The organism is Anabaena azotica SJ-1 (assembly GCF_047275885.1).
Lineage (GTDB): Bacteria > Cyanobacteriota > Cyanobacteriia > Cyanobacteriales > Nostocaceae > Trichormus_B > Trichormus_B azotica_A.
On sequence record NZ_CP178454.1, the window covers coordinates 1,397,453 to 1,422,901 of the forward strand.

20 protein-coding genes and 1 pseudogene are annotated in these 25,449 nt (G+C 39.4%); 10 read left to right on the forward strand and 11 right to left on the reverse strand.

All coding sequences use genetic code 11. The features are described 5' to 3' along the window. Positions 1 to 504 precede the first annotated feature (504 nt). From bchL to ACLLO5_RS06045, 3 genes are all read left to right on the forward strand, one after another. On the forward strand, positions 505 to 1,371 hold the full coding sequence (gene bchL / locus ACLLO5_RS06035; RefSeq protein WP_413174579.1) for a ferredoxin:protochlorophyllide reductase (ATP-dependent) iron-sulfur ATP-binding protein: 867 nt from the start codon (positions 505 to 507) through the stop codon (positions 1,369 to 1,371). Positions 1,372 to 1,402: 31 nt separating this feature from the next. Continuing rightward, on the forward strand, positions 1,403 to 2,236 hold the full coding sequence (locus ACLLO5_RS06040) for a DUF5331 domain-containing protein (protein ID WP_413174580.1): 834 nt from the start codon (positions 1,403 to 1,405) through the stop codon (positions 2,234 to 2,236). 106 nt (positions 2,237 to 2,342) lie between these two features. After that, a complete protein-coding gene (locus tag ACLLO5_RS06045) occupies positions 2,343 to 3,746 on the forward strand; it encodes a ferredoxin:protochlorophyllide reductase (ATP-dependent) subunit N (RefSeq protein ID WP_413174581.1) in 1,404 nt (467 codons plus the stop codon). 264 nt (positions 3,747 to 4,010) lie between these two features. Here the strand turns inward: ACLLO5_RS06045 and ACLLO5_RS06050 are convergent, their stop codons facing one another. Next, complete coding sequence (locus ACLLO5_RS06050; protein WP_413174582.1) at positions 4,011 to 5,762, reverse strand: ABC transporter ATP-binding protein; 1,752 nt, start codon at positions 5,760 to 5,762, stop codon at positions 4,011 to 4,013. 223 nt (positions 5,763 to 5,985) lie between these two features. Further along, entirely contained in the window at positions 5,986 to 6,612 is a 627-nt protein-coding gene (locus ACLLO5_RS06055; RefSeq protein ID WP_413174583.1) for a hypothetical protein, read from the reverse strand. A gap of 249 nt (positions 6,613 to 6,861) precedes the next feature. Between ACLLO5_RS06055 and galE the strand changes: the two genes are divergently transcribed. Then, positions 6,862 to 7,860, forward strand: coding sequence for a UDP-glucose 4-epimerase GalE (gene galE / locus ACLLO5_RS06060; protein WP_413174584.1), 999 nt, complete (start codon positions 6,862 to 6,864; stop codon positions 7,858 to 7,860). Between the two features lie 188 nt (positions 7,861 to 8,048). On the opposite strand, the gene ACLLO5_RS06065 is transcribed toward galE, so the two are convergent. Together ACLLO5_RS06065 and ACLLO5_RS06070 are read right to left on the reverse strand one after the other, a co-directional pair. Beyond that, positions 8,049 to 8,675 (reverse strand): hypothetical protein, encoded by a 627-nt coding sequence (locus tag ACLLO5_RS06065; RefSeq protein WP_413174585.1) that lies wholly within the window; start codon positions 8,673 to 8,675, stop codon positions 8,049 to 8,051. A gap of 23 nt (positions 8,676 to 8,698) precedes the next feature. Then, on the reverse strand, positions 8,699 to 9,931 hold the full coding sequence (locus ACLLO5_RS06070) for a sulfite exporter TauE/SafE family protein (protein ID WP_413174586.1): 1,233 nt from the start codon (positions 9,929 to 9,931) through the stop codon (positions 8,699 to 8,701). A gap of 198 nt (positions 9,932 to 10,129) precedes the next feature. On the opposite strand from ACLLO5_RS06070, the gene ACLLO5_RS06075 reads away from it, so the two are divergent. Both ACLLO5_RS06075 and ACLLO5_RS06080 read left to right on the forward strand, forming a co-directional pair. After that, a complete protein-coding gene (locus tag ACLLO5_RS06075; RefSeq protein ID WP_413174587.1) occupies positions 10,130 to 11,245 on the forward strand; it encodes an ATP-binding protein in 1,116 nt (371 codons plus the stop codon). Between the two features lie 59 nt (positions 11,246 to 11,304). Continuing rightward, positions 11,305 to 12,690: an aldehyde dehydrogenase gene (locus tag ACLLO5_RS06080; protein ID WP_413174588.1), complete on the forward strand. Its 1,386-nt coding sequence runs from the start codon at positions 11,305 to 11,307 to the stop codon at positions 12,688 to 12,690. 41 nt (positions 12,691 to 12,731) lie between these two features. Here the strand turns inward: ACLLO5_RS06080 and ACLLO5_RS06085 are convergent, their stop codons facing one another. From ACLLO5_RS06085 to ACLLO5_RS06095, 3 genes are all read right to left on the reverse strand, one after another. After that, on the reverse strand, positions 12,732 to 13,319 hold the full coding sequence (locus tag ACLLO5_RS06085) for a sulfite oxidase-like oxidoreductase (RefSeq protein ID WP_413174589.1): 588 nt from the start codon (positions 13,317 to 13,319) through the stop codon (positions 12,732 to 12,734). Between the two features lie 125 nt (positions 13,320 to 13,444). Beyond that, positions 13,445 to 13,618, reverse strand: a complete 174-nt coding sequence (gene rpmF, locus ACLLO5_RS06090) for a 50S ribosomal protein L32 (RefSeq protein WP_413174590.1) — start codon at positions 13,616 to 13,618, stop codon at positions 13,445 to 13,447. 152 nt (positions 13,619 to 13,770) lie between these two features. Next, entirely contained in the window at positions 13,771 to 14,334 is a 564-nt protein-coding gene (locus ACLLO5_RS06095) for a hypothetical protein (protein ID WP_413174591.1), read from the reverse strand. Between the two features lie 118 nt (positions 14,335 to 14,452). On the opposite strand from ACLLO5_RS06095, the gene ACLLO5_RS06100 reads away from it, so the two are divergent. Continuing rightward, on the forward strand, positions 14,453 to 16,342 hold the full coding sequence (locus ACLLO5_RS06100; RefSeq protein ID WP_413174593.1) for a caspase family protein: 1,890 nt from the start codon (positions 14,453 to 14,455) through the stop codon (positions 16,340 to 16,342). A 98-nt stretch (positions 16,343 to 16,440) separates the two neighbouring features. Here ACLLO5_RS06100 and ACLLO5_RS06105 read toward each other — a convergent pair whose 3' ends face one another. Further along, entirely contained in the window at positions 16,441 to 16,818 is a 378-nt protein-coding gene (locus tag ACLLO5_RS06105; RefSeq protein WP_413174594.1) for a Mo-dependent nitrogenase C-terminal domain-containing protein, read from the reverse strand. A gap of 1,037 nt (positions 16,819 to 17,855) precedes the next feature. Between ACLLO5_RS06105 and ACLLO5_RS06110 the strand changes: the two genes are divergently transcribed. From ACLLO5_RS06110 to ACLLO5_RS06120, 3 genes and pseudogenes are all read left to right on the forward strand, one after another. Next, positions 17,856 to 19,514: an IS1634 family transposase gene (locus ACLLO5_RS06110; RefSeq protein ID WP_413174595.1), complete on the forward strand. Its 1,659-nt coding sequence runs from the start codon at positions 17,856 to 17,858 to the stop codon at positions 19,512 to 19,514. A gap of 133 nt (positions 19,515 to 19,647) precedes the next feature. Continuing rightward, positions 19,648 to 19,851: pseudogene (locus ACLLO5_RS06115) on the forward strand (C4-dicarboxylate ABC transporter); the annotation flags it as partial. Between the two features lie 241 nt (positions 19,852 to 20,092). After that, entirely contained in the window at positions 20,093 to 20,659 is a 567-nt protein-coding gene (locus tag ACLLO5_RS06120; RefSeq protein ID WP_413174596.1) for a hypothetical protein, read from the forward strand. Positions 20,660 to 20,752: 93 nt separating this feature from the next. On the opposite strand, the gene ACLLO5_RS06125 is transcribed toward ACLLO5_RS06120, so the two are convergent. The 3 genes from ACLLO5_RS06125 to ACLLO5_RS06135 form a co-directional block, all read right to left on the reverse strand. Next, entirely contained in the window at positions 20,753 to 22,528 is a 1,776-nt protein-coding gene (locus ACLLO5_RS06125) for a ribonuclease J (protein ID WP_413174597.1), read from the reverse strand. Positions 22,529 to 22,809: 281 nt separating this feature from the next. Continuing rightward, entirely contained in the window at positions 22,810 to 23,694 is an 885-nt protein-coding gene (gene dapA, locus ACLLO5_RS06130) for a 4-hydroxy-tetrahydrodipicolinate synthase (RefSeq protein WP_413174598.1), read from the reverse strand. A gap of 60 nt (positions 23,695 to 23,754) precedes the next feature. Beyond that, the gene (locus ACLLO5_RS06135; protein ID WP_413174599.1) at positions 23,755 to 24,777 is read right to left on the reverse strand and encodes an aspartate-semialdehyde dehydrogenase; all 1,023 of its coding nucleotides are present in this window, start codon (positions 24,775 to 24,777) and stop codon (positions 23,755 to 23,757) included. Positions 24,778 to 25,449: the final 672 nt, after the last annotated feature.

Genomic DNA, 25,449 nt, shown 5'->3' on the forward strand with positions numbered 1-25,449 from the left:
AGCTGGCGCTCAGGGATCGCTCATCAACTCCAATTACTCATTGTTTACCAAAGTGCCGAAAACTATCAATTTATCTCCTATCTAAAGAGTGAATACCATTCTCGTTGTATGCACTGACAATGATTTTGATTCCAATTAACAGCAGTCTAGTTGCTTGCTAAAAAGTCTTCGTAACCATCAGATAATTCTATGCAAACCATTATCAAAAGCAGATTTTAGTGTTTTGTATTTTGTAACTTTTTTTATGAAAAAAATTAATAAATCCCTATAAATTAAATTATCCAGCTTTTTTAGAGATTTAAAACCAATTTTACCGATCAAATATCTATTTTTATTTTAATTAAACTATTTAACGTCAATTTACAGATTTATAACCCCTTTATTTTCCAGAAGCTTTGGACAATAATGGCATTCACATACCTCACACATCGCTGACTCAGGCTAGTTGAAAGGCCAATGTTTGAGCCGCGAGTTTGAAAAAAAAACTATAAGAGGCAAACAACAGTGAAACTAGCAGTTTACGGAAAAGGCGGAATTGGCAAATCTACTACTAGCTGTAATATCTCAGTTGCATTAGCCAAACGCGGTAAAAAAGTCCTACAAATTGGCTGTGACCCCAAACACGACAGCACCTTTACACTGACTGGGTTTCTGATTCCCACCATTATTGACACCCTGCAAGAAAAGGATTATCACTACGAAGATGTTTGGCCCGAAGATGTCATTTATAAAGGCTATGGTGGTGTTGACTGCGTTGAAGCAGGTGGTCCGCCAGCAGGTGCAGGATGTGGTGGCTATGTAGTGGGTGAAACAGTCAAACTGTTAAAAGAACTTAACGCCTTTGATGAGTACGATGTAATTTTATTTGATGTTCTAGGTGACGTTGTGTGTGGTGGTTTTGCCGCACCTCTTAATTATGCTGATTACTGCCTGATTGTTACAGATAATGGCTTTGATGCTTTATTTGCTGCTAACCGCATTGCAGCTTCTGTCCGTGAGAAAGCTAGAACCCACCCATTACGACTAGCTGGGTTAATCGGTAATCGTACTGCTAAACGCGATTTGATTGAGAAATATATAGAAGCCGTACCAATGCCCGTTTTGGAAGTATTACCTTTAATTGAAGATATTCGTGTTTCCCGTGTTAAAGGCAAAACTCTGTTTGAGATGGCAGAGTCAGATCCTTCCCTAAACTACGTTTGCGACTATTACCTCAGCATCGCTGACCAAATTTTATCTCGTCCTGAAGGTGTTGTTCCTAACGATGCCCCTGATCGTGAACTTTTTTCTCTGTTGTCAGATTTTTATTTAAATCCGAGTAAACCACAACCCACTATTGTAGAAGAGGAATTAGACTTGATGATTGTATAAAACAATTTACCTCTTCAGGATGGGGGACATTATGGCTTTCTTTGATAGTTTTACCGATTCAATTAAACAAAAGTGGTTGCAGTTCTTCCAAGTGAACCGCGACTGGATTACCTTGCAAATGGCAATAGAATCCGTTTATACCCCCGATGGCGGGAAGCGACCCTCTTCTTACCTCATCCTGGGAGTTGTCAATGCGCTAGAACCGAAACTAGCCCAATTGATGTTTCCTTTTGCAAAATTAAATCCCGACGCTGATACTCTTATTGAAGTGCTGGGATTGCATTTTGATCCAGATATACTGCTTGGCAATAGATTGAGTCCAACTAGAGAACCAGAGAGATACTCAGGTTTTTCCCAAGTGGTTACTGAAGATATCCCTGCAGATGTGTCTGATGACGAGGAGACATCTTCGATTTCTGATTTCACTGTTTCTGAGGAAGAAGTCATTGATCAGGACTTCACAATGGGAATTGATGCCACTGAACATAATTGGGCTGGCAGTGATTCTCAAAGAAATGAAAATGGCTTCAATGATATTTCTTTATCTGACTATAGTCTCTCAGAGGAGTCAGAAAAATCATCGTTGGAAACAGAAGATGATTTTAGTGGGATGTCTTTTGAGTCTATTGATTTAACAGCAGAGAATGAGGTATCGGGATTAGGTGATTTAAGTCTGTCTGATGCCAATGGATTTGATGATATCAGTCAACCTGATGAAAATGAATTTCGAGATGTGTTGTCTGATGTTTGGGGTGATGAAACATCTCTGCACGAAGGTGAAGACAATAATGGTCTTTTGGGGGAAGAATTGCCATCAGAGGTTTTTGATGAATCAGAAATGGCACGTCTATTCCCCAACAATTAAATCAGTGATCAGTTAACAGTAAACAGTTATCAGTACACAATAAAAAGATTGGCAACTGATAACTGAACACTGTTAATTGAATAAATTTCAAGGGGAGAAAATAAAAATGACTGTTGCTAAAGAACCATCAGCTTTAAATTTTGAATGCGAAACTGGTAATTACCATACTTTTTGCCCTATTAGCTGTGTGGCTTGGTTATATCAAAAAATTGAAGATAGTTTCTTTTTAGTAATAGGCACAAAAACCTGCGGTTATTTTTTACAAAATGCAATGGGGGTAATGATTTTTGCTGAACCCCGCTATGCTATGGCTGAGTTGGAAGAGGGGGATATTTCCGCACAGTTGAATGATTATGAAGAATTAAAAAGATTGTGTGAGCAAATTAAACGCGATCGCAATCCTAGCGTAATTGTCTGGATTGGTACTTGTACCACGGAAATTATTAAAACTGACTTGGAAGGTTTAGCACCTAAGTTAGAAGCGGAACTTGGTATTCCCATTGTTGTTGCCCGTGCTAACGGACTCGACTACGCATTTACCCAAGGAGAGGACACTGTGTTAGCCGCTATGGCTAATCGTTGTCCCGAAAAGGCTCCAGTATCGGAAACGGATAAGAGCGATCGCAACGCCATTCAAAAGCTGCTTAACTTCGGTAAGAAAAAAGAAGATATCGCCCAAGAAGAATCAGAATATGTCGATCATCCACCTTTGATTCTCTTCGGTTCTCTTCCTGACCCTGTAGTCACTCAATTAACTTTAGAACTGAAAAAACAAGGTATTAAAGTTTCTGGTTGGCTACCTGCAAAACGGTTCACAGAATTACCTGTTTTGGAAGAAGGGTATTATGTTGCTGGTGTCAATCCTTTCCTCAGCCGCACTGCTACAACTTTAATGCGTCGGCGTAAATGTAAATTAATTGGCGCACCATTTCCCATTGGCCCAGATGGAACACGCGCATGGGTAGAAAAAATCTGTTCTGTATTTGGAATTACACCCACAGGTTTAGATGAAAGAGAAGCACAAATTTGGGAAAATTTAGAAGAATACGTGAAATTAATTCGCGGTAAATCTGTATTTTTCATGGGTGATAACCTATTAGAAATCTCCCTAGCACGTTTCTTAGTTCGCTGTGGAATGACTGTTCAAGAAATCGGTATTCCTTACATGGATAAACGCTATCAAGCTGCTGAGTTAGCTTTGTTAGAGAAGACTTGTCAGGAAATGGGTGTTCCTTTACCAACGATTGTAGAAAAGCCTGATAATTACAATCAAGTCCAACGTATTTATGAGTTAAAACCAGATTTGGTAATTACTGGTATGGCTCATGCTAACCCTTTAGAAGCACGGGGTATTAATACTAAGTGGTCTGTGGAGTTTACCTTTGCACAGATTCACGGTTTTGGTAATGCACGTGATGTTTTGGAGTTGGTAACTCGTCCTTTAAGAAGGAATAATAATTTGAAGGATTTGGGTTGGGATAAGTTGGTAAGGGAGGAAGCCAAGGTTTAATTTTTGGGTTTTCTTCGGCAATTTTAGGACGGACTTTTGAGTTCGTCCTTTTTTTGATCTTGCTTACTCCCTTCGCACTCAAAGAATATGGATTAAATGAACCGCAAAGACGCAAAGGACGCGAAGGAAGAAGCGTTGAAACTACCAAAAACCTATGACTGGATCTGATTTAAGACTCTTCTTCTAATTCTTCCTCCTGACTCCTGACTCCTGATTCCTGACTCCTGACTCCTAGCCCTAATGTAAAGATTTTTTGAGCAAACCCTATTTAAGCAGTTCTTCTACTTGATGCTGACTCCACAATTTTTTATATAATCCTGGCTGTTCAACAAGTTCTGTATGTTTACCAATTTGGGCAATTTTACCCTTTTCCATGACCATAATTCTATCAGCAGTCGCAGCGGCAGAAAGTTGATGAGTGATAAAAATCACGGTTTTCTGTTGTGTACCACTAGAGAGATTTTTGAGAATTTGGGTAGCTGTTTGATTATCAACGCTGGAAAGGGCATCATCTAAAATTAAAACTGGAGCATCAATTAACATGGCTCTAGCTAAAGCTGTGCGTTGTCGCTGTCCACCGGAAAGAGTGATTCCTCTTTCACCAACAATTGTTTCATATTGCTGGGGAAAAGTATTAATTTCTGCTTCAATTTGAGCTAGACGAGCTACTGTTTCCACGTCTTCTTGTTCGCGGATTGGGTCGCCGTAGCGGATATTATTCTGAATGGTGGTGCTGAATAAAAAGCTGTCTTGAGGTACGTAAGCGATCGCACCGCGTAAATCATTTAAAGCTATTTTTGTAATATCCAAACCATCCAAAAACAACTGCCCCGCTTCAATATCTAACAACCTGGGTAAAGCATTAGCTAAAGTAGATTTGCCACAGCCAATAGCTCCGACAATTGCCACTATTTCCCCAGGAGCAATAGTAAAGTTAATATCATTTAAAGCTGGGATATTCGCACCAGGGTAGGTGTAACTAAGATTTTTAGCTGTTACTTCCCCTTTGATTGTATTAGCTACCAAATGGATAGCATCTGGTGGATCTTTAATTTTGGGAGTTACACTCAAAATTGATTCTAGTCGGTCAATACTTACTTCACCCCGTTGATACGCAGTAATTGTAAATCCTAGCAAAGCCGTGGGAAAAACTAGACGCTCTACATAAATTAATAAAGCCAAAAAATCACCCACAGCTAAAGAACCAGAAGATATCCGCATCGTTCCCAACCAAATGATGATCAGGGAACTGATGTTCGCTAAACCACCAATTAGCGGAAACAGCGTATTTCGGGTGCGTGCCAATGTTAAGTTAGCTGTTAATAGATCCTGATTCTTTTGTTGGAAGGCTTGACGCTCATTGTCTTCTTGAGCGTAAATTTTAATCAAAGAAATGCCACTGATATCTTCTTGAATCAGTCCACTCATATCCGCAAGTTGTTCTTGCACTACGGCTTGTTGTTGACGTAAGCGATCGCTAAACAAATGCACCAACAAGAACATAAATGGATAAACTGCCAGAGAAGCTAATGTCAGATCCACACTAATTGATAGCATCACTGGCAGTGTCAGAGCATAAGCAAACACAGTATTTGCTAAACTCAATACCGCAAAACCTAGCAAACGCCTGATATTTTCCACATCGCTAGTAGCCCGACTAATTAAATCACCAGGAGTATTGGTAGCAAAATAAGCCGGTTCAAGTTTAAGCAAATGCTGAAAAATTCGCTGCTTGAGTTCAAATTCTACCTGACGACCCACACCAAAAATCCAGATGCGGGAAGCCATACGCATCATCCACATTGCGGAACTCAGCGAGATAATTATGACCGCATAACGTATGACTTGATTCAAACTAAAGGTTGTTGAAAGTGTATCCACCCCAGAGCGAATCAGCAAAGGGATATAAACGCCCAGCCCATTGACAGACAATAAAGCAATAATGCCTAAAGCAGTGTCCTGCCAATGGGGACGTAGGTAAGTACCGAGTTTAGCAAGCCGTCGAGATTGTGCCATTCAAGCAAGTTTGCAACTTTATCATCCTGAACTAGTCAACTAACTGCCGTTATTGTTTGGTTATGTAACCATTTCAGCAGCCATTCTTAACATACTCTACCCGATCACTAGACTGCTTTAAATCAGGCCAGTAAAGCTGTCAAACATCTGATTTGTATGTTGAGAATGAGGGAGATGGGATGATGAGGAAAAAAGAATCTGTCTCCTGTCTTCTGTCTCCTGATCACGAGCGTCCACGCAAGAAAACGTAAATCTGGTTAAGATAACTTTCCCAAACTTGGGTAGTGAGTTGCAAGGTTTCCGCATTAGGTACAAAATCTTCCACACGCAACCCACGGGTAGTAATAGCTTGAGGATTTTGCAGTAGATAGGAAGGAATTTTCATATCTCCCACAGGTAGGATGCCATCTGTCATTACATCTGAGATGTTATTGGTAGTAATGGTCGGGTTAAAAGCCATCAATGTCGGAGCAGGAACCATTGCCGCAATTGGTGATCTTACTAAAAAGTAAGCGATCGCTGGTGTACTGGACAACAGCAAAATAGTCAGCGCCCAAGCTAGTAATTGTCCTCCCGGTTTCTCTATCCCACCACCTTTAATTTTTTGGGCAGCAAGAACCAACATTAAAACTGATGCGCCTAGAGGCTTGAGAGGAAAAGAGATAAACCGCCATAGGGAAGCCACCGCTGGTTCACTAGGATTCAGAAATGCCAAAGCTAAAACGACTAGTGCAATCCCTAAAGCAAATTGCCCAACAAAGCTGACTGTTGGGTAGAATCTTTTGAACAAAGAATAGGCAACAACGCCAATTAACAGCCACAGCAAAACCCGGCTTAGTAATTGAAACATAGATTAACTCTCTAATTTGCTGGTGCGGCAGGTCTAGGGGACGAGGTAAATGGGTTTATTTTATCGTCAAATTGTAATTGCTCAGTGACTAAAAAATAACTCACACCACACATACACAGACTACCGTCGTAGTGATTTTAGTGCAATTTTTTGACCCTGAGTGTATTCTTTGGAATTTTCCAAAAGAGTAATGTAGCACCAGTAAACTAAATTAATTTAGTATTAGTCAATTCGTTGAAAGGAAAAATTATGCCACCGCAAAAGCCCACCATTTTGGTAACAGGGGGAGCAGGGTATATCGGTTCTCATACAGTCCTAGCTTTGGTGCAAGCAGGTTATCAGGTAATTATCCTCGATAATCTGGTTTATGGGCATCGTGATCTGGTAGAACAGGTTTTGCAGGTGGAACTGATTGAAGGTGATATAGAAGATCGCTCTCTGTTGGACAATATCTTTCAAACCCACAACATTGAAGCGGTTATGCACTTTTCTGCCTATACTTATGTAGGTGAATCAGTGACAAACCCCGACAAATACTACCGTAATAACGTATTAGGAACTCTGACTCTGTTAGAAGCGATGTTGGCAGCATCTATTAAAAAATTTGTCTTTTCTTCTACTTGTGCTACCTATGGAGTACCTCAATTTATTCCCCTCACAGAAGATCATCCCCAAAACCCCATTAATCCCTATGGGATGACTAAGTTGATGGTAGAACAGATTCTTTCTGATTTTGATGTTGCTTACGGTTTAAAATCCGTACGTTTCCGCTACTTTAATGCTGCTGGTGCTGATCCTAATGGTTTATTGGGAGAGGATCATCATCCCGAATCTCATTTGATTCCCTTGGTGTTGATGACAGCTTTAGGCAAACGGGAATCAATTTCCATTTTTGGTACTGATTATCCCACCCCTGATGGTACTTGCATTAGGGATTATATTCATGTTAGTGATTTAGCAGATGCCCATATTTTAGGGTTGGAATATCTAATTAAAGATGGTGAAAGTGCTGTTTTTAATTTAGGCAATGGTAACGGCTTTTCTGTCAGAGAAGTCATTGTTGCTGTTGAGGAAGTGACGGGAATTACTATACCTGTACAAGAGTGCGATCGCCGTCCTGGTGACTCTCCTGTTCTCATTGGCACAAGTGAAAAAGCCAAAAACCTCTTAGGTTGGAAACCCCGCTATCCAGATATTAAAGATATTGTCGCTCATGCTTGGCAGTGGCATCAAAAACGACACAAGTAAGTAGGGTTTGCTGAAAAAGTATTTCCGTTAGGGACTAGGAGTCAGGAGTCAGGAGTCAGGAGTCAGGAGTCAGGAGTCAAAATCCCTTGCTGTCTAGATTTCAATTTAAATTCTGTACCTCATTGATTTGCAATCTGCTGTATCTAAGTTTTCGCTTTATTAAGCAAGCCCTAAGTAATGGGGAGTTGTCAATCTCTTTTCACTGCTTGAATGAGGAATAATACAATACCTATAGATAACAGCGCAATTGCCACGATAATTATCGGCTGTGCCAACTCTATGGCCGCACCCTGCTTTTGATTAGTCTCAGTCACATTTTCTCCTACTTGTGGTGCTGTTACTGCCTTACCAGCAGCCACGGTGACTTGAAACTTTAAATCAAAAGGTCGAAAATTACCTGCTGTTGCTGGTTTACCACTTAATTGCAGTTCATAAACTCCTGGTTTGGGAAAAGTAATTTCTGCTCCTGGTATGCCTTGATACCGTTCAGCATCAACAGGTTTTAAGGGAGGTTCAAGCAGTGCAGGTTCTCCTGGTGTATGGGGTTCGGCATAAATAGCTAACCGACAATTACACTCTTTGAGGGGCAGTACCTGACCACCTTTGCGAGTCAGAGCGAACCAAGTTTGAGCAGGTTGCCCAGCACTGGGGTTATCATTAGGTTCAATGTGGATAGTACCACCAACATCACCTGCTATTTTGATTGTGTGGGCAGAAACAATAGGCAGGAATGTAAATGATGTAAATAACAAGACTAGAAATAATTTGTAATTCATAATAAAGCCTACAAATCCCGTCAGGGATAGGTAATTCATAAAAACATTTTCCCAGTCATCAGTTACCTATCACCTGTCTTCTTTGCAGGAAGATAGAATTTTTCTATTTTTAAAATTGACCAAACAAAGTGCGATCGCACCAACAAAACACCAAGAGTAATAATTCCCAATAACAAAGCTGCTAATTGATTACCCCAATTCAATCTTAAAGCACCCAAGTAATGAGAACCAATCAATACCGCATGAATAGTAGTCAATATCAAAGCAGGAACACTCAAAAGGTGAATTTTTCGCCAAAGCTTACCTAAAGACTTTTGTAGAAAATCGAAACTGGTAAAAGCCGCAGGACTCATTAACACCAAAGCCACAGCACCAGCACTCATTCCCCATTGAAATTCTCGTGGCAAGAACCAAAAAGCAGCAAAATTCCAATCTAAAGTATGTTGTATATTATGGATCGTATGTGCCACCGATAGCACAAAAGCACCTACTCCTAAAGCGCGACGATAGCGCAGCAATGAAGGACAAAAATTACTGATAGGACGAGCAATTAACGCTAAAATTAAGCAAATTAGGGCAGCGTGTCCACTGTAATCTACCATTGTGTCACCAGTCCGCAATAGGGTAATTACGCCAATGATCAGTGTCACCCAACCACCCAAGCGGAACAATTGACTACGGCGATCTTTACTCATCAAAGAAGTAGAAACACCTACTCCTAACATCGTCGGTAAAGTTCCCAACCCAAAAGCTAACATGGTAATTGCACCATGACCTAAATTACCTGTGGCTGCGGCTTTAATTTGAGCAGCGTATAAAAAACCACAAGGCATTAAACCCCAAGTCATACCCAAAAGTGCTGGTGTCCACCATCTTGTCTGTAAGGATAGCTTCATCATTCCCGCAGCCAGGCGGTTATGTAAACTACCTTTTAATAGGGGATGTAATAAGGGAATATGCGGTAGCAAGTCTGGTTTAACTTGTCCTACACCAAACCAAATTAACATAATTCCAGTAATTATTGCTATCCAGCGGCGTAAATCGCTACCAATACCCGCTAGTTGTCCCCCTTCAACCAACACTGAACCCAGAGCGCCAATACCTGCACCGACTAGAGCATAGCTCAACATTCGCCCTAAGTTTAGCAGAGTATGAAATTTTAATTGCTGTTGCCAACCTAGAGTTTCTTCTTGATGGTAAAGGGAAAACGCCACTGCTAGAGGTCCACACATTCCAAAGCAATGTCCAAAACTCCCCAGGAAGCCCAGGATGGTAATCAGCAATAAATCTAGCATAAGTGAGGTTCTGAGTCCTGAGTTATGAGTTCTGAAGCCCAAATCAGAACTTTTATAGTTGGCAAATTTACTTTAAATAGGTAATTCTGTCAAAAGACAGGCTGTAAAACAGCATAACGGGAGAAATAGAAATATTTAGACACCGAGCAGGAAATTTTTTAATCCTGCTAATATCTTTTCATATACTCCTTCAAGTCTATGATCTCAAAAACTCCCCGCATCGGCAAAATCCTAGTTGTAGACGACTCTCTTGATAATATTTTTCTCGTTAAAACTATATTGGAGGGAGAAGGATACAAAATTAGCACTGCGGAAAATGGTGTTTCAGCATTAGAACAACTACAAACTTCTGCCTATGATCTGGTATTACTTGATTTAATGATGCCAGAAATGGATGGCTATGAAGTCACCAGACACATTCGTAACGAACTGAATTTACAGCAATACATACCCATTTTATTGATCACTGCTCACGATACACCTAACGTAGCCCAAGGATTAGACTTAGGTGCTGATGACTTTATCCGCAAACCCGTAACTGTGGATGAATTATTAGCCAGAGTGCGATCGCTCCTCCGACTCAAATATAGTATAGATGAACGTGACGAAATTGCCCTTCAACGTCAAGATTTTGTCTCTCGTCTTACCCATGACTTACGCACTCCATTAGTAGCCGCAGATCGGATGTTGACGCTATTACAGCAAGGTGCTTTAGGAAAATTATCACCACAAATGCAGGAAGTGATTAGCATCATGGGACGTAGTAATACTAACCTGCTATCTATGGTAAATACATTATTAGAAGTTTATCGTTTTGAAGCAGGACGGAAAACTCTGACATTTCAACCAGTGAATATTAGCCAATTACTTCAAGAAATATCTGGAGAATTAAACCCCCTAGCCCAAGAAAAATCACTAGCTATCAATCTGGATTTTGTTGATGATTTAAACACCAAAACGATTATAGGCGATCGCTTAGAATTACATCGTCTATTTACCAACCTCATTGGTAACGCCATCAAATTTACAAATTCCGGTTCAATCACTCTGCGTCTCAACTACCCAACTAATGTTAACCATCATTTGATCATTGAAATAGAAGATACCGGTCCAGGTATTCCACCAGAAGAACAATCAACTTTATTTGAACGATTTCATCAAGGAGTTCACAACCATTCTGGTAGTGGCTTAGGACTATATTTATCACGTCGTATTGTCGAAGCACATCAAGGTAAAATTAGCATTAATTCTGAATTAGGTAAAGGCAGTATTTTTATAGTTCATTTGCCCTTATTACCAAAAACTAATTCTTAATTAGAAATAAACCATGCTACTATATAATTCCAAAATCCTCATACTTTTAGGTTCAAAATATGATTACTCTTCCATCAACAAATCACATAGAAATTATCAATAAACAACGTGAATTTTTTAGAAATGGCACAACTAAAGATGTAGGCTTTCGATTAACACAACTTAAAAAACTAAAACAGCTAATCATTGAAAATAAAGAAGCCATCATTCAAGCCTTAGCCGCAGATTTAAACAAGCCAGTATTTGAAAGTTACGCCACAGAAATAGCTTATATTAAAGAAATAAATTATGCCATTAAAAATATTAGTAACTGGACTAAACCGCAAAAAGCAGAAGTGTCTTGGGATTTATTTCCTTACTCAGCCAAAATTTATCCTGAACCGCTAGGAGTAGTTTTAATTATTGGACCATGGAACTATCCATTTCAGCTAATTATATCTCCCTTAATCGGTGCGATCGCAGCTGGTAATTGTTCCATTATCAAACCTTCAGAACTTGCACCCCACACCTCAAATTTAGCCTCTCAACTCATTAGTAAATATTTTCCATCAGAATACATTACAGTTTTAGAAGGAGGAGTAGAAACCAGCCAAGAATTACTAGCAGAAAAATTTGATCATATCTTCTTTACAGGTGGTACAGCCATCGGTAAAATCGTCATGGAAGCAGCCGCCAAACATCTGACTCCAGTAACATTAGAATTAGGTGGTAAAAGTCCTTGTATAGTCGATACAGAAATCAATCTTGAACATACCATCAAACGCATTACATGGGGTAAATTTATCAACGCTGGACAAACTTGTATTGCACCTGATTATCTATTAGTTAATAAAAAAATTAAACCAGATTTAGTCAATGGTTTAAAAAAATGTCTGCAAGAATTTTATGGAGACAACCCAGCAACCAGTCCTGATTTTGGCAGAATTATCAGTAAAAAACACTTTGATAGATTAGCCAAATTCCTTGAATGTGGTGAAATTATTGTTGGTGGAGAAACCAATCCCGAAGAACTTTATATTGCTCCCACATTACTTGATCATATTTCCTTAGCAGATGCTGTCATGGAAGAGGAAATTTTTGGGCCAATTTTGCCAATAATTGAGTATACAGACATTGATGAAGCTATTAGTTTAATTAACTCCAAACCTAAACCTTTAGCCTTATATATATTTTCAGATAATAAAAACCTACAACAAAGAATTCTACAAGCAACTTCATCAGGTGGTGTGTGTATAAATGACACAGTAATGCAAGTTGCAGTTTCTTCATTACCATTTGGTGGAGTTGGTGATAGTGGGATTGGTAGCTATCATGGTAAAGCTAGTTTCGACACCTTTTCCCATTACAAAAGTGTTTTGAAAAACACTTTCCGTCTCGATATTAATTGGCGTTATGCCCCGTACAAAGGTAAACTATCTCTGTTAAGGAAAATCATTGGTGTTTGAAACAGGGTGTCTGATGTGGTACACCCAGCCTAAACAGATACTTAATTACTATATCTTTCCTCAGCCCAAGGTTCACCGCGACGGTGATAACCATTCCGTTCCCAAAAACCTAATTCTTCATGTTCTAAAAACTCTAAACCATTAATCCATTTAGCACTTTTCCAAGCATAAAGGTGGGGAACAACTAGCCGCATGGGTCCACCATGTTCTATTGGTAATGGTTCTCCAAAGAGTGAAATAGCAAAGAAATTTTCTGCTTTTACAAAGTCTTGTAAATCAATATTTGTGGTGTACCCACCATAACAATGTTCCATAATATGAGCCGCTTTAGAATCTATTTCCAGCAAACTCATAAAATCTGTCACCTTCACCCCAGTCCATTTCACATCAAGTTTTGACCAACGGGTGACACAATGGAAATCAGCTGTAAATTCGTGTTGAGGTAGTGCTAAAAAATCTGACCATTTAAATACAGTAGGTTTTGCTAAACCCCAAACGCGAAACTCCCATGCTTCAATACTAACTTTGGGATCTTCACCGTAAGTTAAGACAGGAAAACCTTTAGCTAAATGTTGGCCAGGAGGAACTCGTCCACTTTCTTCTTGACTTGGTTTCTGAAAAAATTTCATCAATTACCTCCTGGAAACATCAGCTATAACGCGCAGCGTCTAGCAGCTTGTAGTTTATGCGATGAGAAAAGCACCGAAAAAGCACTCCCATCACTGCGCGGGTTGTGCTTTTCCTGATGGAGAGATTATGACTCTTCTTCTTCAACTTCAGCAGCTGGATAGACAAATCTAGAACGTCCAGACAAAATGGATTTGCCGAGAGAGATAGCTTTTTGAGCTTCAACAGCAGCCTTATGTCTCCAGGTAGCGCGGCGTTTGTCTCGTTTGGATTTGGATGTTTTCTTCTTGGGAACAGCCATGATAGCGGATATCGTGATTCTTGACAACCTTTTTATTCTAAGCCATCAATTGACATCAGCAATAAAATTTGATTCAGGAATCAACTGAAAATTTTTCCACACAGTTAATAGGCATACCATTGGAGATGTTTGTATGCCCAATGAATGCCCAATTATCGGTTCTCTTTTGGTGGTAGGTCTGGTGGTTGCACTCCGGGAACGTTAACGCTGGGAGGTGTGGTTGTGGCTGGAGGTTTTGCTGTAATTGGCTCAGGATCAGGGAGTATGGTTTGTGGTTCAAATAATAGTAGCGATCGCGCTGTTTTGAAATAAGTCGCCCAACGTTGGGGATCTGGTATTTTTTTCCATTGCAAACGACTCACATCTAAAGTTAAAACTGGGGCAATTCTGCCATGATTTTGTACGGTGATCATGATAGAAACTTCTGTGACTAAAATATCCTGGTCAAAACTACGTTGTGCCGCAGTTCTGGCGACTGCTTCGGCTCTTCTCAAAACCGTTTCATAGTTTTCTTGTGGTAGGGAGTCAATGGCTAAATCAACTCTAGCAGTGTAAGCTTGCACAATTTGTGGTGCGATCGCTTCCGTAGCCAACCATAGAGGAAACGCCAACAACAGCCAAACTCCAGCCTGAATGATCCGGATTTTCCTGCCAAATTGGCCAATAAATGAAAAGGGGATGATTGATGATGGTGAAGCGGTGTAAATCCTGTTCATAAACTTGTAGCCCTCCTAAATGATGACTCATCATTTTAATCGAATGCAAGTATTTTCCGCTATCTTAACGTTATAAGCACTACTTTAGACAAGCAAACAAAAACCGACAAAGAGCGGGATGGTAAATTACTGGGCGATCGCTATTGGCATCAATCAATATGAATTATTTCAACCTTTAAGTTGCGCTCAAACTGATGCTGAGGCACTAAAGGAATTTTTGGTGACAGAAGTAGGTTTTTTGCCCCAAAACTGCCTACTCATGACAAATACTTCGCCACCAATAGGAGAAAAAACCTCTTACCCAACGAAAGACAATATTCTGTCTGTATTGGAGGAATTAGCAGCAACATCTTGGCAACCAGAAGACTATTTATGGTTTTTCTTCAGTGGATATGGAGTCAACCATAATGATAAAGATTACTTAATGCCAGCAGATGGTAATCCCAATTTGGTAGCAGAAACTGGCATAGAAGTGCGCCAAGTTATGCAAAGTCTCCAAGTTGCCGAACTCAATGCATTGCTGATTTTCGATATCAACCGCGCTTTTGGCACACAAGCAGATGCTCCCGTTGGTCAAGAAATTATTGACATTGCCAAAGAATTACAAATGGCTCTCATGCTTTCTTGTCAACCAGAAGAATTTTCTCATGAAAGCACTGAACTAGGTCACGGATTCTTTACAGCAGCCTTATTAGAAGCTTTACGTTCTGGACAAGGTGGCAGTTTAACAGATTTAGAAAGCTATGTAAGTTCCCTGACTCCAGAACTTTGTCACCACCACTGGCGACCGATCCAAAATCCTGTAACTGTTATTCCCAACAGTCCGCCAGCTATTTTGCCCATTTTGACATTAGATAATGAAGCTGAAACAGCGCAACTGATTTTTTCTGAAGAAAACTTTGCTGTCCCTCTAACTGCTCCATCCTTAGCATATAAAGACTCTACAAATTCCACTACAGATAAAGCTTGGTGGGCGGAAAATAAAACGGCAGAAACTACCCTCAATAAAACTCCCTCAAATATTGACAACTCCAAAACTTCAGGTCAATCCGTTACTACACCATCTGGTGATACTAATCAAATTCTGGCCACTTCCCCAGAATTAAACTCAGGGGGCAGGTTTATTCCTGCTGCTGCTAAAGATTATGCTCGGCCTTCAACTCAGGACAATACCCCCATTTGGAAACAATTTATATTATGGGGAGGAGGCAGCATGATTATAGTTGCTTTAATTACTACTTTTCTTCTCCGTAATCAAGCCAAGTTTCGCTTTAAAAAGTTATCACCAGCGGTTAATAACACTACTTCTAATTCTGAATTTTCCCAAAGCTTGCCTCCTGTTCCTGCGGCTGTGGAAACAATAAAACCAATGGCCGCTCCCATGAGTTCTATTTCTGATTCCCAAAAGCGTAGCCAAGCACTTTCGGAGTTAAAGAAAATGTCTCTGAGGGAAACAGAACCTGGTGATTTGAGGTTAGCGATCGCATCGGCTAAAAAAATTAACCCCAACCAACCGCTTTATCCACAAGCACAGGAGAATATTCAGATTTGGAATCAAATGATTTTAGATTTAGCTACAGACCGCGCTCAACAGAGAGAATACGGCAATGCGATCGCCACTGCTGGGTTAATTACTAAAGACGAGTTACTTTATCCTCAAGCCCTCGCAGCAATTGAAAAATGGCGATTAGAAGCCAAGCAATATCTGAGTAATCAAACTCTCTTAGACGCTGCAAATGCTTTGATTCGACCTGGACAAGCCTCTACTTACAATCGTGCGATCGAAGTAGCTAAAAAAGTACCACCAGGACAACCAGGCTTTGAAATCGCCCAAAAATCTATCTATCAATGGAGTGAACAAATTTTAGACCTGGCTAAAAATCGTGCCGCGCAAGGAGAACTCACCGCAGCCATTGAAACTGCTGCTTTAGTTCCACAGATCACCCCCGCTTACGAAGATGCTCAAGATGCCATTCAAAAATGGCAAGTAACAAAAATTAAGAATTAGTCATTGGGCATTTCTCCCCCTACACCCACTAAAAAGTCCAGAGTGAACGGAAAAAGTGTTTAACTCTGGACTCTTTATTTTTTACTTATTACTTTAATTCAGCAATACTGTGAAATATCCTCGCCGCATTCATCGGCTAAATAACACAGTGCGCGAAATCTTAAACCTACTACTTCTTCATAAAGAGGGTTTAGTTTACACATAGGGGGAATGTGAAACAGGGTTTTACCGAAAACTTTGACATCACGTTCAAAAGGACATTGAGCCGGAATGTATTTACATAACCGATGGGCAAATTGGCGATCGCCTACTTTTAAGTTATCCAACCAATTTCGCAAAGGACGAAGGAAATTCCAACCAGACTGAGAATGAGAAACTTGTAACTGGGAGACATCAGCCTTTTTGGTCTCTGCTTGATGGAGCGATACCCAGCTTGCGAAAAAAATCTTTTTAGTGGTACTTTCAAATACCTTCATGGTTGCTCCTCTCTTTTTATGAGGGTATTCACCTGACTGATGAATATACAATATGACAATTATCTAAACTGGAAGAATAGTATTCTGACGGAAATTTTGTAAAAAGTGTGAGTAGCCACTTAAAGTCAGAACCTGTGTATTACTACGTCAAGTTAAACCCAATTTCCTAAAAATAGGTACTCTAGTCAGTTAATCTTTTTGATAACTTGACACACTTTAAATTCTAATGAAGACCTCTACCTTTGGACGGGTTTAGCTGTAACCGTTACAAAACTTAATATATCTTAGGGTTATATGTATACTAAATAACAATAATTACTGTTTATCTAATTTCTTAGGCAGTGATTATGCTGCAAGTTGCTATTTGTCATGTATTAGGGCTAACTTACTTGAGGTTACACCGGGTTACATTCCCAGTTTACGAATGAACCGCCCCACCATGGCCTTAGTCGGTTCTGGGTGGTTGATAGCCGATAGCCTTGGGAGTCCTAACTTTGTAGGAAGCATGGCTGGCTATTGATGCCAAAACCATCATACAGCAGGAGTCAGGAGTAAGAATTAGAAGAAGAGAAGAATAGTCTTGAATCAGATCCAGTGATAGATTTTTGGTAGTTTCAACGCTTATTCCTTGCGCCTGATTCACCTTTTTAACCTTCCAACTCTTGATTTATCTAAGTTTTAGCTTTATATGGCTTACGCCACGCTCCGCTATCAGCCAGCCCTAACATAGGTTCAGTAATTACTGCATCAGGAAGCCTAAGTTTGTATAAAAAAAATTAGCCTTATCGCGCATCCTTGTAAATTCTCAAGCTTTATACCCCACATTCCGCACCCTCAACTGTCACAGATAAAAAAAGCCACCAAAGTAGTACACAATAACTAAAGATAAATCAAAGGTTAAGAGGCTTAATAGGAATATATAGCATTAAAAGGGGCGTGGTGTGAGAAAGTGAAACTTGCTAACAAAAACAAAAGAAAAAAATAAATTGATAACCAAATAAGAAATAATTACAACAGAAATATTAGAGGAAACTGTTGTGAAATTAAAACCTCAAGAAATAGAAATTCAGAACATAGACCATCTAGGGATAGTAGCAGGAATAATAGACTCAATCGGAATAGTAGAAATAATCAACGAAATAATAGGAGTCGAAAAAGAAGAGAAAGTAAGTGCAGGTCAAGTAGTAAAAGCCATGATAATAAACGGGTTAGGATTTGTATCGAAACCGTTATATATGTTTCCTGAATATTTTGAAACAATAGCCTGTGAACATCTAATAGGAGCAGGAGTAAAACCAGAATATCTCAACGACGATAAACTGGGGAGAGTCATGGATAAACTGTTTATCAAAGGATTAGATACAATCTTTTTTATCATCGCAGTAAAAGCAGCCCAAAAATTTGGAGTATCACTATCAACATCACATCTAGACTCATCATCAATGCACGTACATGGGCAATATAACACCAGCTTACCAGAAGTAATATTTGAGAGTCAAAAAGTAGGAAATAATCAAGAATTAGAACAATTAGCAGTAAAATCACCAAAAGAAATAACCATCACCTACGGTTATTCCCGTGACCACCGACCAGACTTAAAACAATTCATCATAGAAATGATATGTTTAGGAGATGGAGACATACCAATCTTTTTAAAACTAGCATCAGGAAACCAAGCAGATTCATCATGCTTTGGTCACATAGCAGTAGAATATCAAAAACAATTAGAAGTTAATAGTCTCATCGTGGCTGACTCGGCTTTATATACAGAATCAAACCTGAAAATGATGTCAGAGTTACGTTGGTTATGTAGAGTACCATTAAGCATAAAAGCAGCAAAATCATTAATCTCAACAATACCAGAATCAGAATTTATTGATAGTAGAATACCAGGATATAAATTAGCATCAAAAACCGAAAATTATGCCGGAATAGAACAAAGATGGCTAGTGGTGCAAAGTCAAGAGAGAAGAGAATCAGACCTGCGTAAACTCACCCAAAAAGTTATCAAGGCAGAATCAAAAGCTGTACAAGAGTTGAAAAAGTTATCACAAGAAGAATTTGCTTGTGAAGCAGATGCTATCAAGGCATTATCAAAATTATCAAAACAATTCAAATATCACCAAATTAACGAAAGCAAGGTTATTCAAATTAAATCTAAGACAAAAGATTCTCCACAAGCAATATCTTACCAAATATCAGCTACAGTCTCCCAGGATGACAGTAAAATTAATACAGAATTGCTGAGTGCAGGACGTTTTATTATTGCTACGAATGTTTTAGATTCAAAGGAACTAAGCCATGATTCCATGCTCAGTGAATATAAAGCTCAACAATCATGTGAGAGGGGGTTTGGTTTTCTCAAAGACCCATTATTTTTTGCCGACAGTATTTTCCTCAAAAGTCCTGAAAGAATAGAGTCTCTGGGAATGATTATGGGTTTATGTCTACTGGTTTATACTTTGGCTCAACGTCAAATTAGAAATGCTCTCTTCAATTCTAAATCAACAATTAAAAATCAATTAGGTAAAGCGATTGACCGCCCTACTTTACGCTGGATTTTTCAATGCTTTCAGTGTATTCATTTGGTTACACTCAATCAGGAGGAACATATTTCTAATTGGAATCAGGACAGAGATTTTATCTTGCGTCTTTTACCAGATGATTGTTTACGTTACTATCAATTAGTCACCTAATTATTATCTCTATCAATTTAATTTATACGAGTGACAATGAGCTAATCTCTTTGATTTATAGCTCGATTTTACTATGTCTATAATTTAGTTTTTTACTTTAATTGATTAGTCTAACTTATGATTGGTCTCTTGAATTTCTTCATTTGTTTATCTGTTTCGCCCTTTGGGTGGTGTTCATTCTTATTGCTTCTTATTGAGAATAGGTTTTGATGCCATTTTTGGTACTTTACTGTTTCTCAAATGCCTTTTTTCAGTCCTTGTGTTTATGTTTATACTCACTTTAATTTTTTCTCTCCGTAATTTCTCTCTGTCACAGCTTAGGGTGCGGAATGTGGGTTATACGGTTAAAAATCGAACAAGTCAGTTTTTTATACACAGTTTATTAGGTAAAAACATCATTGTTAATTCCTTGAATAATATAGTTATATTAATCACATATAGTTACACCATTTATCCAAATTTTTGCCTAATCCTCTCTCTTCAAATACCCTTAATTCATGAAGTAAAGAAGAATTTGATATTAAAAAAAAATGGATGATTGGTATAAAATGTATCACAGATGAATAAAGGAAAATTACGTGAAATGCAAGCTGAGTCTTAATGTATTAATTGGTAGTATTGCTGCCAGTGCTATTTCTGCTGTAGCTGTAACTTCTCCCGCTCAAGCTCTGATATGGACATTTGATAATGTCAGATTTCAAGATAACGGTACTGCAACTGGTTCGTTTGATTTTGATGGTATTAGCACTTACAGCGCAGTTAACGTCAATGTAACTGGTTCTAAATATGGTGGATCAACAGTAAACTTTACCGAAGCTAATATAACACTAGCAACTCTCTCCGGCTTTACTGCTCAAAAGGGAGGCAATACTTTTGCTTTCTCTGCTTTATCTGCTTTATCAAATAATGCGGGTGTTACCCTTCCATTAAACTTAGGACTTACTAGCTACGGAACAGGACTTTTAAATTCTTCCTTTCTAGCAACTGGTTCGGTGATATCTTCTCCTACTCAACCTGTACCCTTCGATTTATCTCCCAACCAATTAGTTGCATTAGCCGTACCACTATTTTTTGGTATGAGAATGCTTAAGAAAAAAGTAGCAACAAAACAAGGTTTGCCAACTTCTGGCACTTTGATTAGCTAGGATTAATTTTTACCCTAGCTGAATCAATAATGTTGGGGTTTTAGGGTGCGTTAGCTGGTGCTAATACACCCTATTTAGAATTCCCTATATTCCCTATGATGCTACTTGTGCTGTGGGACGAGTCCGTCTTCTTCTACCATCAGCAGCAACTTTTACCGATGCAGGTGGTTCATCAGGGACTTGCATCAACAAAGTTAAAGATGGTTGACATTGCAACTCTCGACGAAGAGAACGCTGCAATTCTTTTTCTAACATGACTTGCAAACCACCCCAATCAATATCATTTGCTTCATTTCCCGTTACAAATTCTGACCAACGCACGGTAAGAATTTCCTCAATCCGTTGTTGTACCCATTTTAGTAGAAGCGATCGCTCAATACTTGTCACCACACCTTGCATATGAATTTCTGGTTTCGCCAACAGTTTACCATTCCAATCAATAGCAGCAGCAATGGTAACAAGTCCTTCAGAAGCCATGCGTTGACGTTCTTGCAAGACTTTTGCACTCACCATTCCCGAACTAGTAGTATCCACCAGTTCAATTCCTGATGACACTTTACCAGCAACACGGATGGATTCTTCTGTTAGTTCTATCACATCCCCATTCTGAATAATAATCATATTTTCAACAGGGATACCCATACTCTGAGCCGTTTCTGCGTGCTTCACTAACATCCGATGTTCACCGTGGAAAGGCACAAAGAATTTAGGACGAGTTAAAGCAATCATCAGCTTTTGTTCTTCTTGACAGCCGTGTCCAGAAACGTGAATACCTTTATCCCGTCCATAGACTACTTTTGCCCCTTGCATCATCAATTTGTCGATGGTGTTAACCACCGCAATTGTATTTCCTGGAATGGGGTTAGCAGAGAATACAACTGTGTCACCTTCCCGAATTTTAATGTGGGGGTGTTCTTTATTAGCAATTCTGGTCATGGCTGCCATTGTTTCACCCTGAGAGCCAGTAGTCAGAATTAGCACGTTTTCATCTGGCATACCACGAACAGTATGCAAGGGTTGAAATAGATTATCTTCGCACTTGATATAACCTAAATTCCGAGCGTGGGCAATTAAATTCAGCATCGAACGCCCTACAACTGTGACTACACGGTTGTGTTTCCTAGCCAGTTGCAAAATCATGTTGATACGATGCACGCTGGAAGCAAAGGTGGTGACAAATAAGCGACCAGTAGCTTGAGAAAATACTCGGTCAAGATTAGGGAAAACAGAACGTTCTGATGGTGTAAAACCAGGCACTTCTGCGTTTGTAGAATCACTTAATAGACACAGTACGCCTTTTTCGCCATGTTCTGCTAACCTTTGCAGGTCAAACTTTTCGCCATCAACCGGGGTATGGTCAATTTTAAAGTCGCCTGTATGGATAACTACACCTAATGGTGTATGAATAGCAACGGTAAAACTATCAGCAATGGAGTGGGTGTTGCGGATGTATTCGACAAAAAAGGCGTTACCAATGCGGACTACATCACGAGGAAGAACGCTTCTTAATTCGGTGCGATCGCGCACTCCTGCTTCTTCTAATTTACCCTCTAGCATGGCCATGGCTAGTCTGGGTCCATAAATTACCGGGATGTCAAATTGTTTGAGGTGAAAAGCAATCCCACCAATATGATCTTCATGACCATGTGTAACAATCATCCCTTTAATTTTGTGGCGATTTTCCCGGAGATAAGTTGTATCAGGTAGGACAATATTTACACCGTGCATTGCCTCTGTGGGAAAAGCCAAACCGGCATCTAACAGGATGATCTCGTCTTCGTACTCGAAAACACAGGTATTCTTACCAATTTCATGCAAGCCACCCAAGGGAATAATTTTGAGGGTGGAGTCAAGTTCGTTTTTAGCCATTTTCTCCTTGAGATTGTGAGTTGTTAATAAATTGATAGTTAGGGTTCTTGTATGAAAGACAACTAAGAATGTCTATTTAAGTCAGTGTAAAAGCAGACAATTTTGAATTTAGAATATCCAAATTTTTGCTTGAATAAATAAAAGGGAATTTTCACTGAATGATGCTTATATCGCTCAGTTTTAACACAGATGTTTAAATTACAACTTAGTAACAAGTCTTACCAATTATTTATAGATATCTCTGGCAACTAGCAATTAGCCAGCGTCCAAAATATTGGCGCTTAGATTAAACTAAGTTTGTTCAGTACGTCCTCTATCTTTTGACATATTTCTGCGTCAGCTTCCCATAAAGGTGAACGAACTGAACCGACCTCCCAACCTTGAAGTTTTAATGCTTGTTTAACAGGAATGGGATTTGTTGTTAAAAATAAAGCTTTAAACAATGGGAAAAGTTGTAAGTGAATCTCGGTGGCTATTTCTATGCTGCCCTCATGAAAGGACTTGATCATCTGTTTTAATTGATTGCCTACCAGATGAGAAGCCACACTTACCACACCTTTAGACCCAATTGCTAACAGAGGCAATGTTAAAGAGTCATCTCCAGCGTAAATCTGAAATTCTTTTGGTGTCAAGCGGCGGATTTCACTAGCCTGGTCTAAATTCCCACTGGCTTCTTTAATTCCCACAATGTTGTCGATTTGCGCTAATCGCACAACTGTTTCTGGACTTAGGTTTTGACCAGTACGGCCGGGGACATTGTATAACAACATCGGTAAGTCGGGACAGGCTTGAGCGATCGCCCCAAAGTGCTGATATAATCCCGCTTGGGGCGGTTTGTTGTAATAGGGAACAACTTGTAAAGAACCATGTACTCCTATTTTAGCTGCTTTTTGGGTTGCGGCGATCGCTTCTGTGGTGGAATTAGAACCACATCCGGCAATTACTTTGGCTTTACCTTCTACAGCCTGCAATACCTCCACAAACAACTGGTATTCTTCATCCCAAGTTAGCGTAGGGGATTCACCTGTTGTCCCACACACGACTAATGTGTCTGTACCGTTGTCAACCAGATGTGCTGCTAATTTGGCTGCTACATCATAGTTAACACTGCCATCTGCCTTAAACGGCGTAATCATAGCAGTTACAATTGTGCCAAAATCTCCCACCCTCTTTTCACTCCTGATTTGTCAGTTGTCTGTTAGCGGTCAGTTGTCAAAAACTCATGACTAATGACTTAACCAATTTTTTTCTATTAATAGTTCAGCAATTTGCACTGCATTTAAGGCTGCACCTTTACGGATTTGATCACCACAAAGCCATAATTCCAAACCACAAGGATGAGAAATATCTTGGCGAATTCTTCCTACTAAAACTTCATCCTGACCACTAGCTTCTATTGGCATAGGGAAATAATTTGCTTGCCAATCTTCTACCAATTTGACTCCAGGAGCTTGACTTAAAATTTTTCTAGCTTCATCTGGACTAAAAGGTGTCTCGAATTCCAGGTTAATCGCTTCTGAATGGGCGCGAAGTACGGGAACCCGTACACAAGTGGCAGTAATTCTGATTTCTTGACTACCAAATATTTTGCGGGTTTCGTTGACCATTTTTAATTCTTCCTCACAATATCCTACATCGGTCATTGGGGAGTTATGGGGAAATAAGTTAAAGGCCAACGGATAAGGTAATACCTCAGCAATTGCGGGCTGTCCTTGTAATATAGCACTGGTTTGGGTTTTGACTTCCTCCATTGCTTTAGCACCAGCACCACTGGCAGATTGATAGGTGGCAGCAACAATCCGTTTTACTGGTTTTATTTTATGCAATGGCCATACTGCCAAGGTCATTAAAATTGTTGTGCAGTTGGGATTAGCAATCATACCTCTATGACTAGCTGCGTCTTGAGGATTCACCTCTGGTACTACCAGGGGAACTTCTTGGTTCATCCTGAAGGCGCTGGAGTTATCAATTACAACTGCGCCTTTTTCGATAGCTATACCAGCCCAGGTTTTGGATGTCCCACCACCAGCACTAGCCAGCACTATATCAACGTTCTCAAAGGAGCGATCGCTAACTGACTCAATAGGGAGATTTTCTCCTTTAAATTGGAGCGTTTTCCCTGCACTCCTTGCTGATGCCAGCAATTTTAAATCCGCCAGGGGAAAATTCCGGTTTTCCAATAATTCCAGCAACTCTGTGCCAACAGCACCAGTCGCACCCAAAATAGCTACACGATAGGATTTAGACAAATTCAAGTCCTCCTTTAATGAGGTTATTAGCAATTTTTTTGTATAACTCAATATTTATAATGACAAGATTCAGAAATCAAACCAATTTGTTATGTATACTTAATTAGATTTTTCCCATTTGGTATATTTTCAAAGTAGTTAGTATGGTTTTTTTACTTTTTTTACTTGTAATAATAATTTTATTTTTGTTGGTTATTTTTGTTGGCAATAACTAATCTTTAACATTCTTTTTGTTGAATCATACACTACTTTATACCAAACTGCGAAGCTAGAGAAAAATATATCATATTCAACTTGGATATTTTTCAGACATTAATACATTATTATACGATCAACTCGGTTGGTTAATCACAAGGATATAATATGATCTGAATATCTCAAAATCATTAAAATACACTGAGCTATGTTGACAGGATATCACAGTGTGAGCAATCTGAGTAAAAATTTGCCTCTAATGCTTAATTAAACTATCTTTCCCTGCACTCTGTCCAGCTTCAAGAGTTTTTTGCCTCTCTTGTGATCAAAAAATATTGCAGCAAAATGCTAACTCCTTCTCTATTAGCAGTAAACTGGATATCTGCTGAAGGAGAAACTTTTTCCGACCTGGATTTGATCATAGCTGCAAGACGTACTCGACAGCTAAAAAGTTCTTCAATCTGTCCTCGCATTTAA

Excerpts from the sequence above, each read along its gene's own strand:
- ACLLO5_RS06070 (WP_413174586.1), bottom strand. The coding sequence starts at position 9,931 with ATGCTAGATTTATTGCTGATTACCATCCTGGGCTTCCTGGGGAGTTTT.
- ACLLO5_RS06085 (WP_413174589.1), bottom strand. The coding sequence starts at position 13,319 with ATGAAATTTTTTCAGAAACCAAGTCAAGAAGAAAGTGGACGAGTTCCT.
- ACLLO5_RS06055 (WP_413174583.1), bottom strand. The coding sequence starts at position 6,612 with ATGTTTCAATTACTAAGCCGGGTTTTGCTGTGGCTGTTAATTGGCGTT.
- ACLLO5_RS06100 (WP_413174593.1), top strand. The coding sequence starts at position 14,453 with ATGGTAAATTACTGGGCGATCGCTATTGGCATCAATCAATATGAATTA.
- ACLLO5_RS06065 (WP_413174585.1), bottom strand. The coding sequence starts at position 8,675 with ATGAATTACCTATCCCTGACGGGATTTGTAGGCTTTATTATGAATTAC.
- ACLLO5_RS06080 (WP_413174588.1), top strand. The coding sequence starts at position 11,305 with ATGATTACTCTTCCATCAACAAATCACATAGAAATTATCAATAAACAA.
- ACLLO5_RS06125 (WP_413174597.1), bottom strand. The coding sequence starts at position 22,528 with ATGGCTAAAAACGAACTTGACTCCACCCTCAAAATTATTCCCTTGGGT.
- ACLLO5_RS06050 (WP_413174582.1), bottom strand. The coding sequence starts at position 5,762 with ATGGCACAATCTCGACGGCTTGCTAAACTCGGTACTTACCTACGTCCC.
- ACLLO5_RS06105 (WP_413174594.1), bottom strand. The coding sequence starts at position 16,818 with ATGAAGGTATTTGAAAGTACCACTAAAAAGATTTTTTTCGCAAGCTGG.
- ACLLO5_RS06075 (WP_413174587.1), top strand. The coding sequence starts at position 10,130 with ATGATCTCAAAAACTCCCCGCATCGGCAAAATCCTAGTTGTAGACGAC.
- rpmF (WP_413174590.1), bottom strand. The coding sequence starts at position 13,618 with ATGGCTGTTCCCAAGAAGAAAACATCCAAATCCAAACGAGACAAACGC.
- galE (WP_413174584.1), top strand. The coding sequence starts at position 6,862 with ATGCCACCGCAAAAGCCCACCATTTTGGTAACAGGGGGAGCAGGGTAT.
- ACLLO5_RS06045 (WP_413174581.1), top strand. The coding sequence starts at position 2,343 with ATGACTGTTGCTAAAGAACCATCAGCTTTAAATTTTGAATGCGAAACT.
- ACLLO5_RS06095 (WP_413174591.1), bottom strand. The coding sequence starts at position 14,334 with ATGAACAGGATTTACACCGCTTCACCATCATCAATCATCCCCTTTTCA.
- ACLLO5_RS06040 (WP_413174580.1), top strand. The coding sequence starts at position 1,403 with ATGGCTTTCTTTGATAGTTTTACCGATTCAATTAAACAAAAGTGGTTG.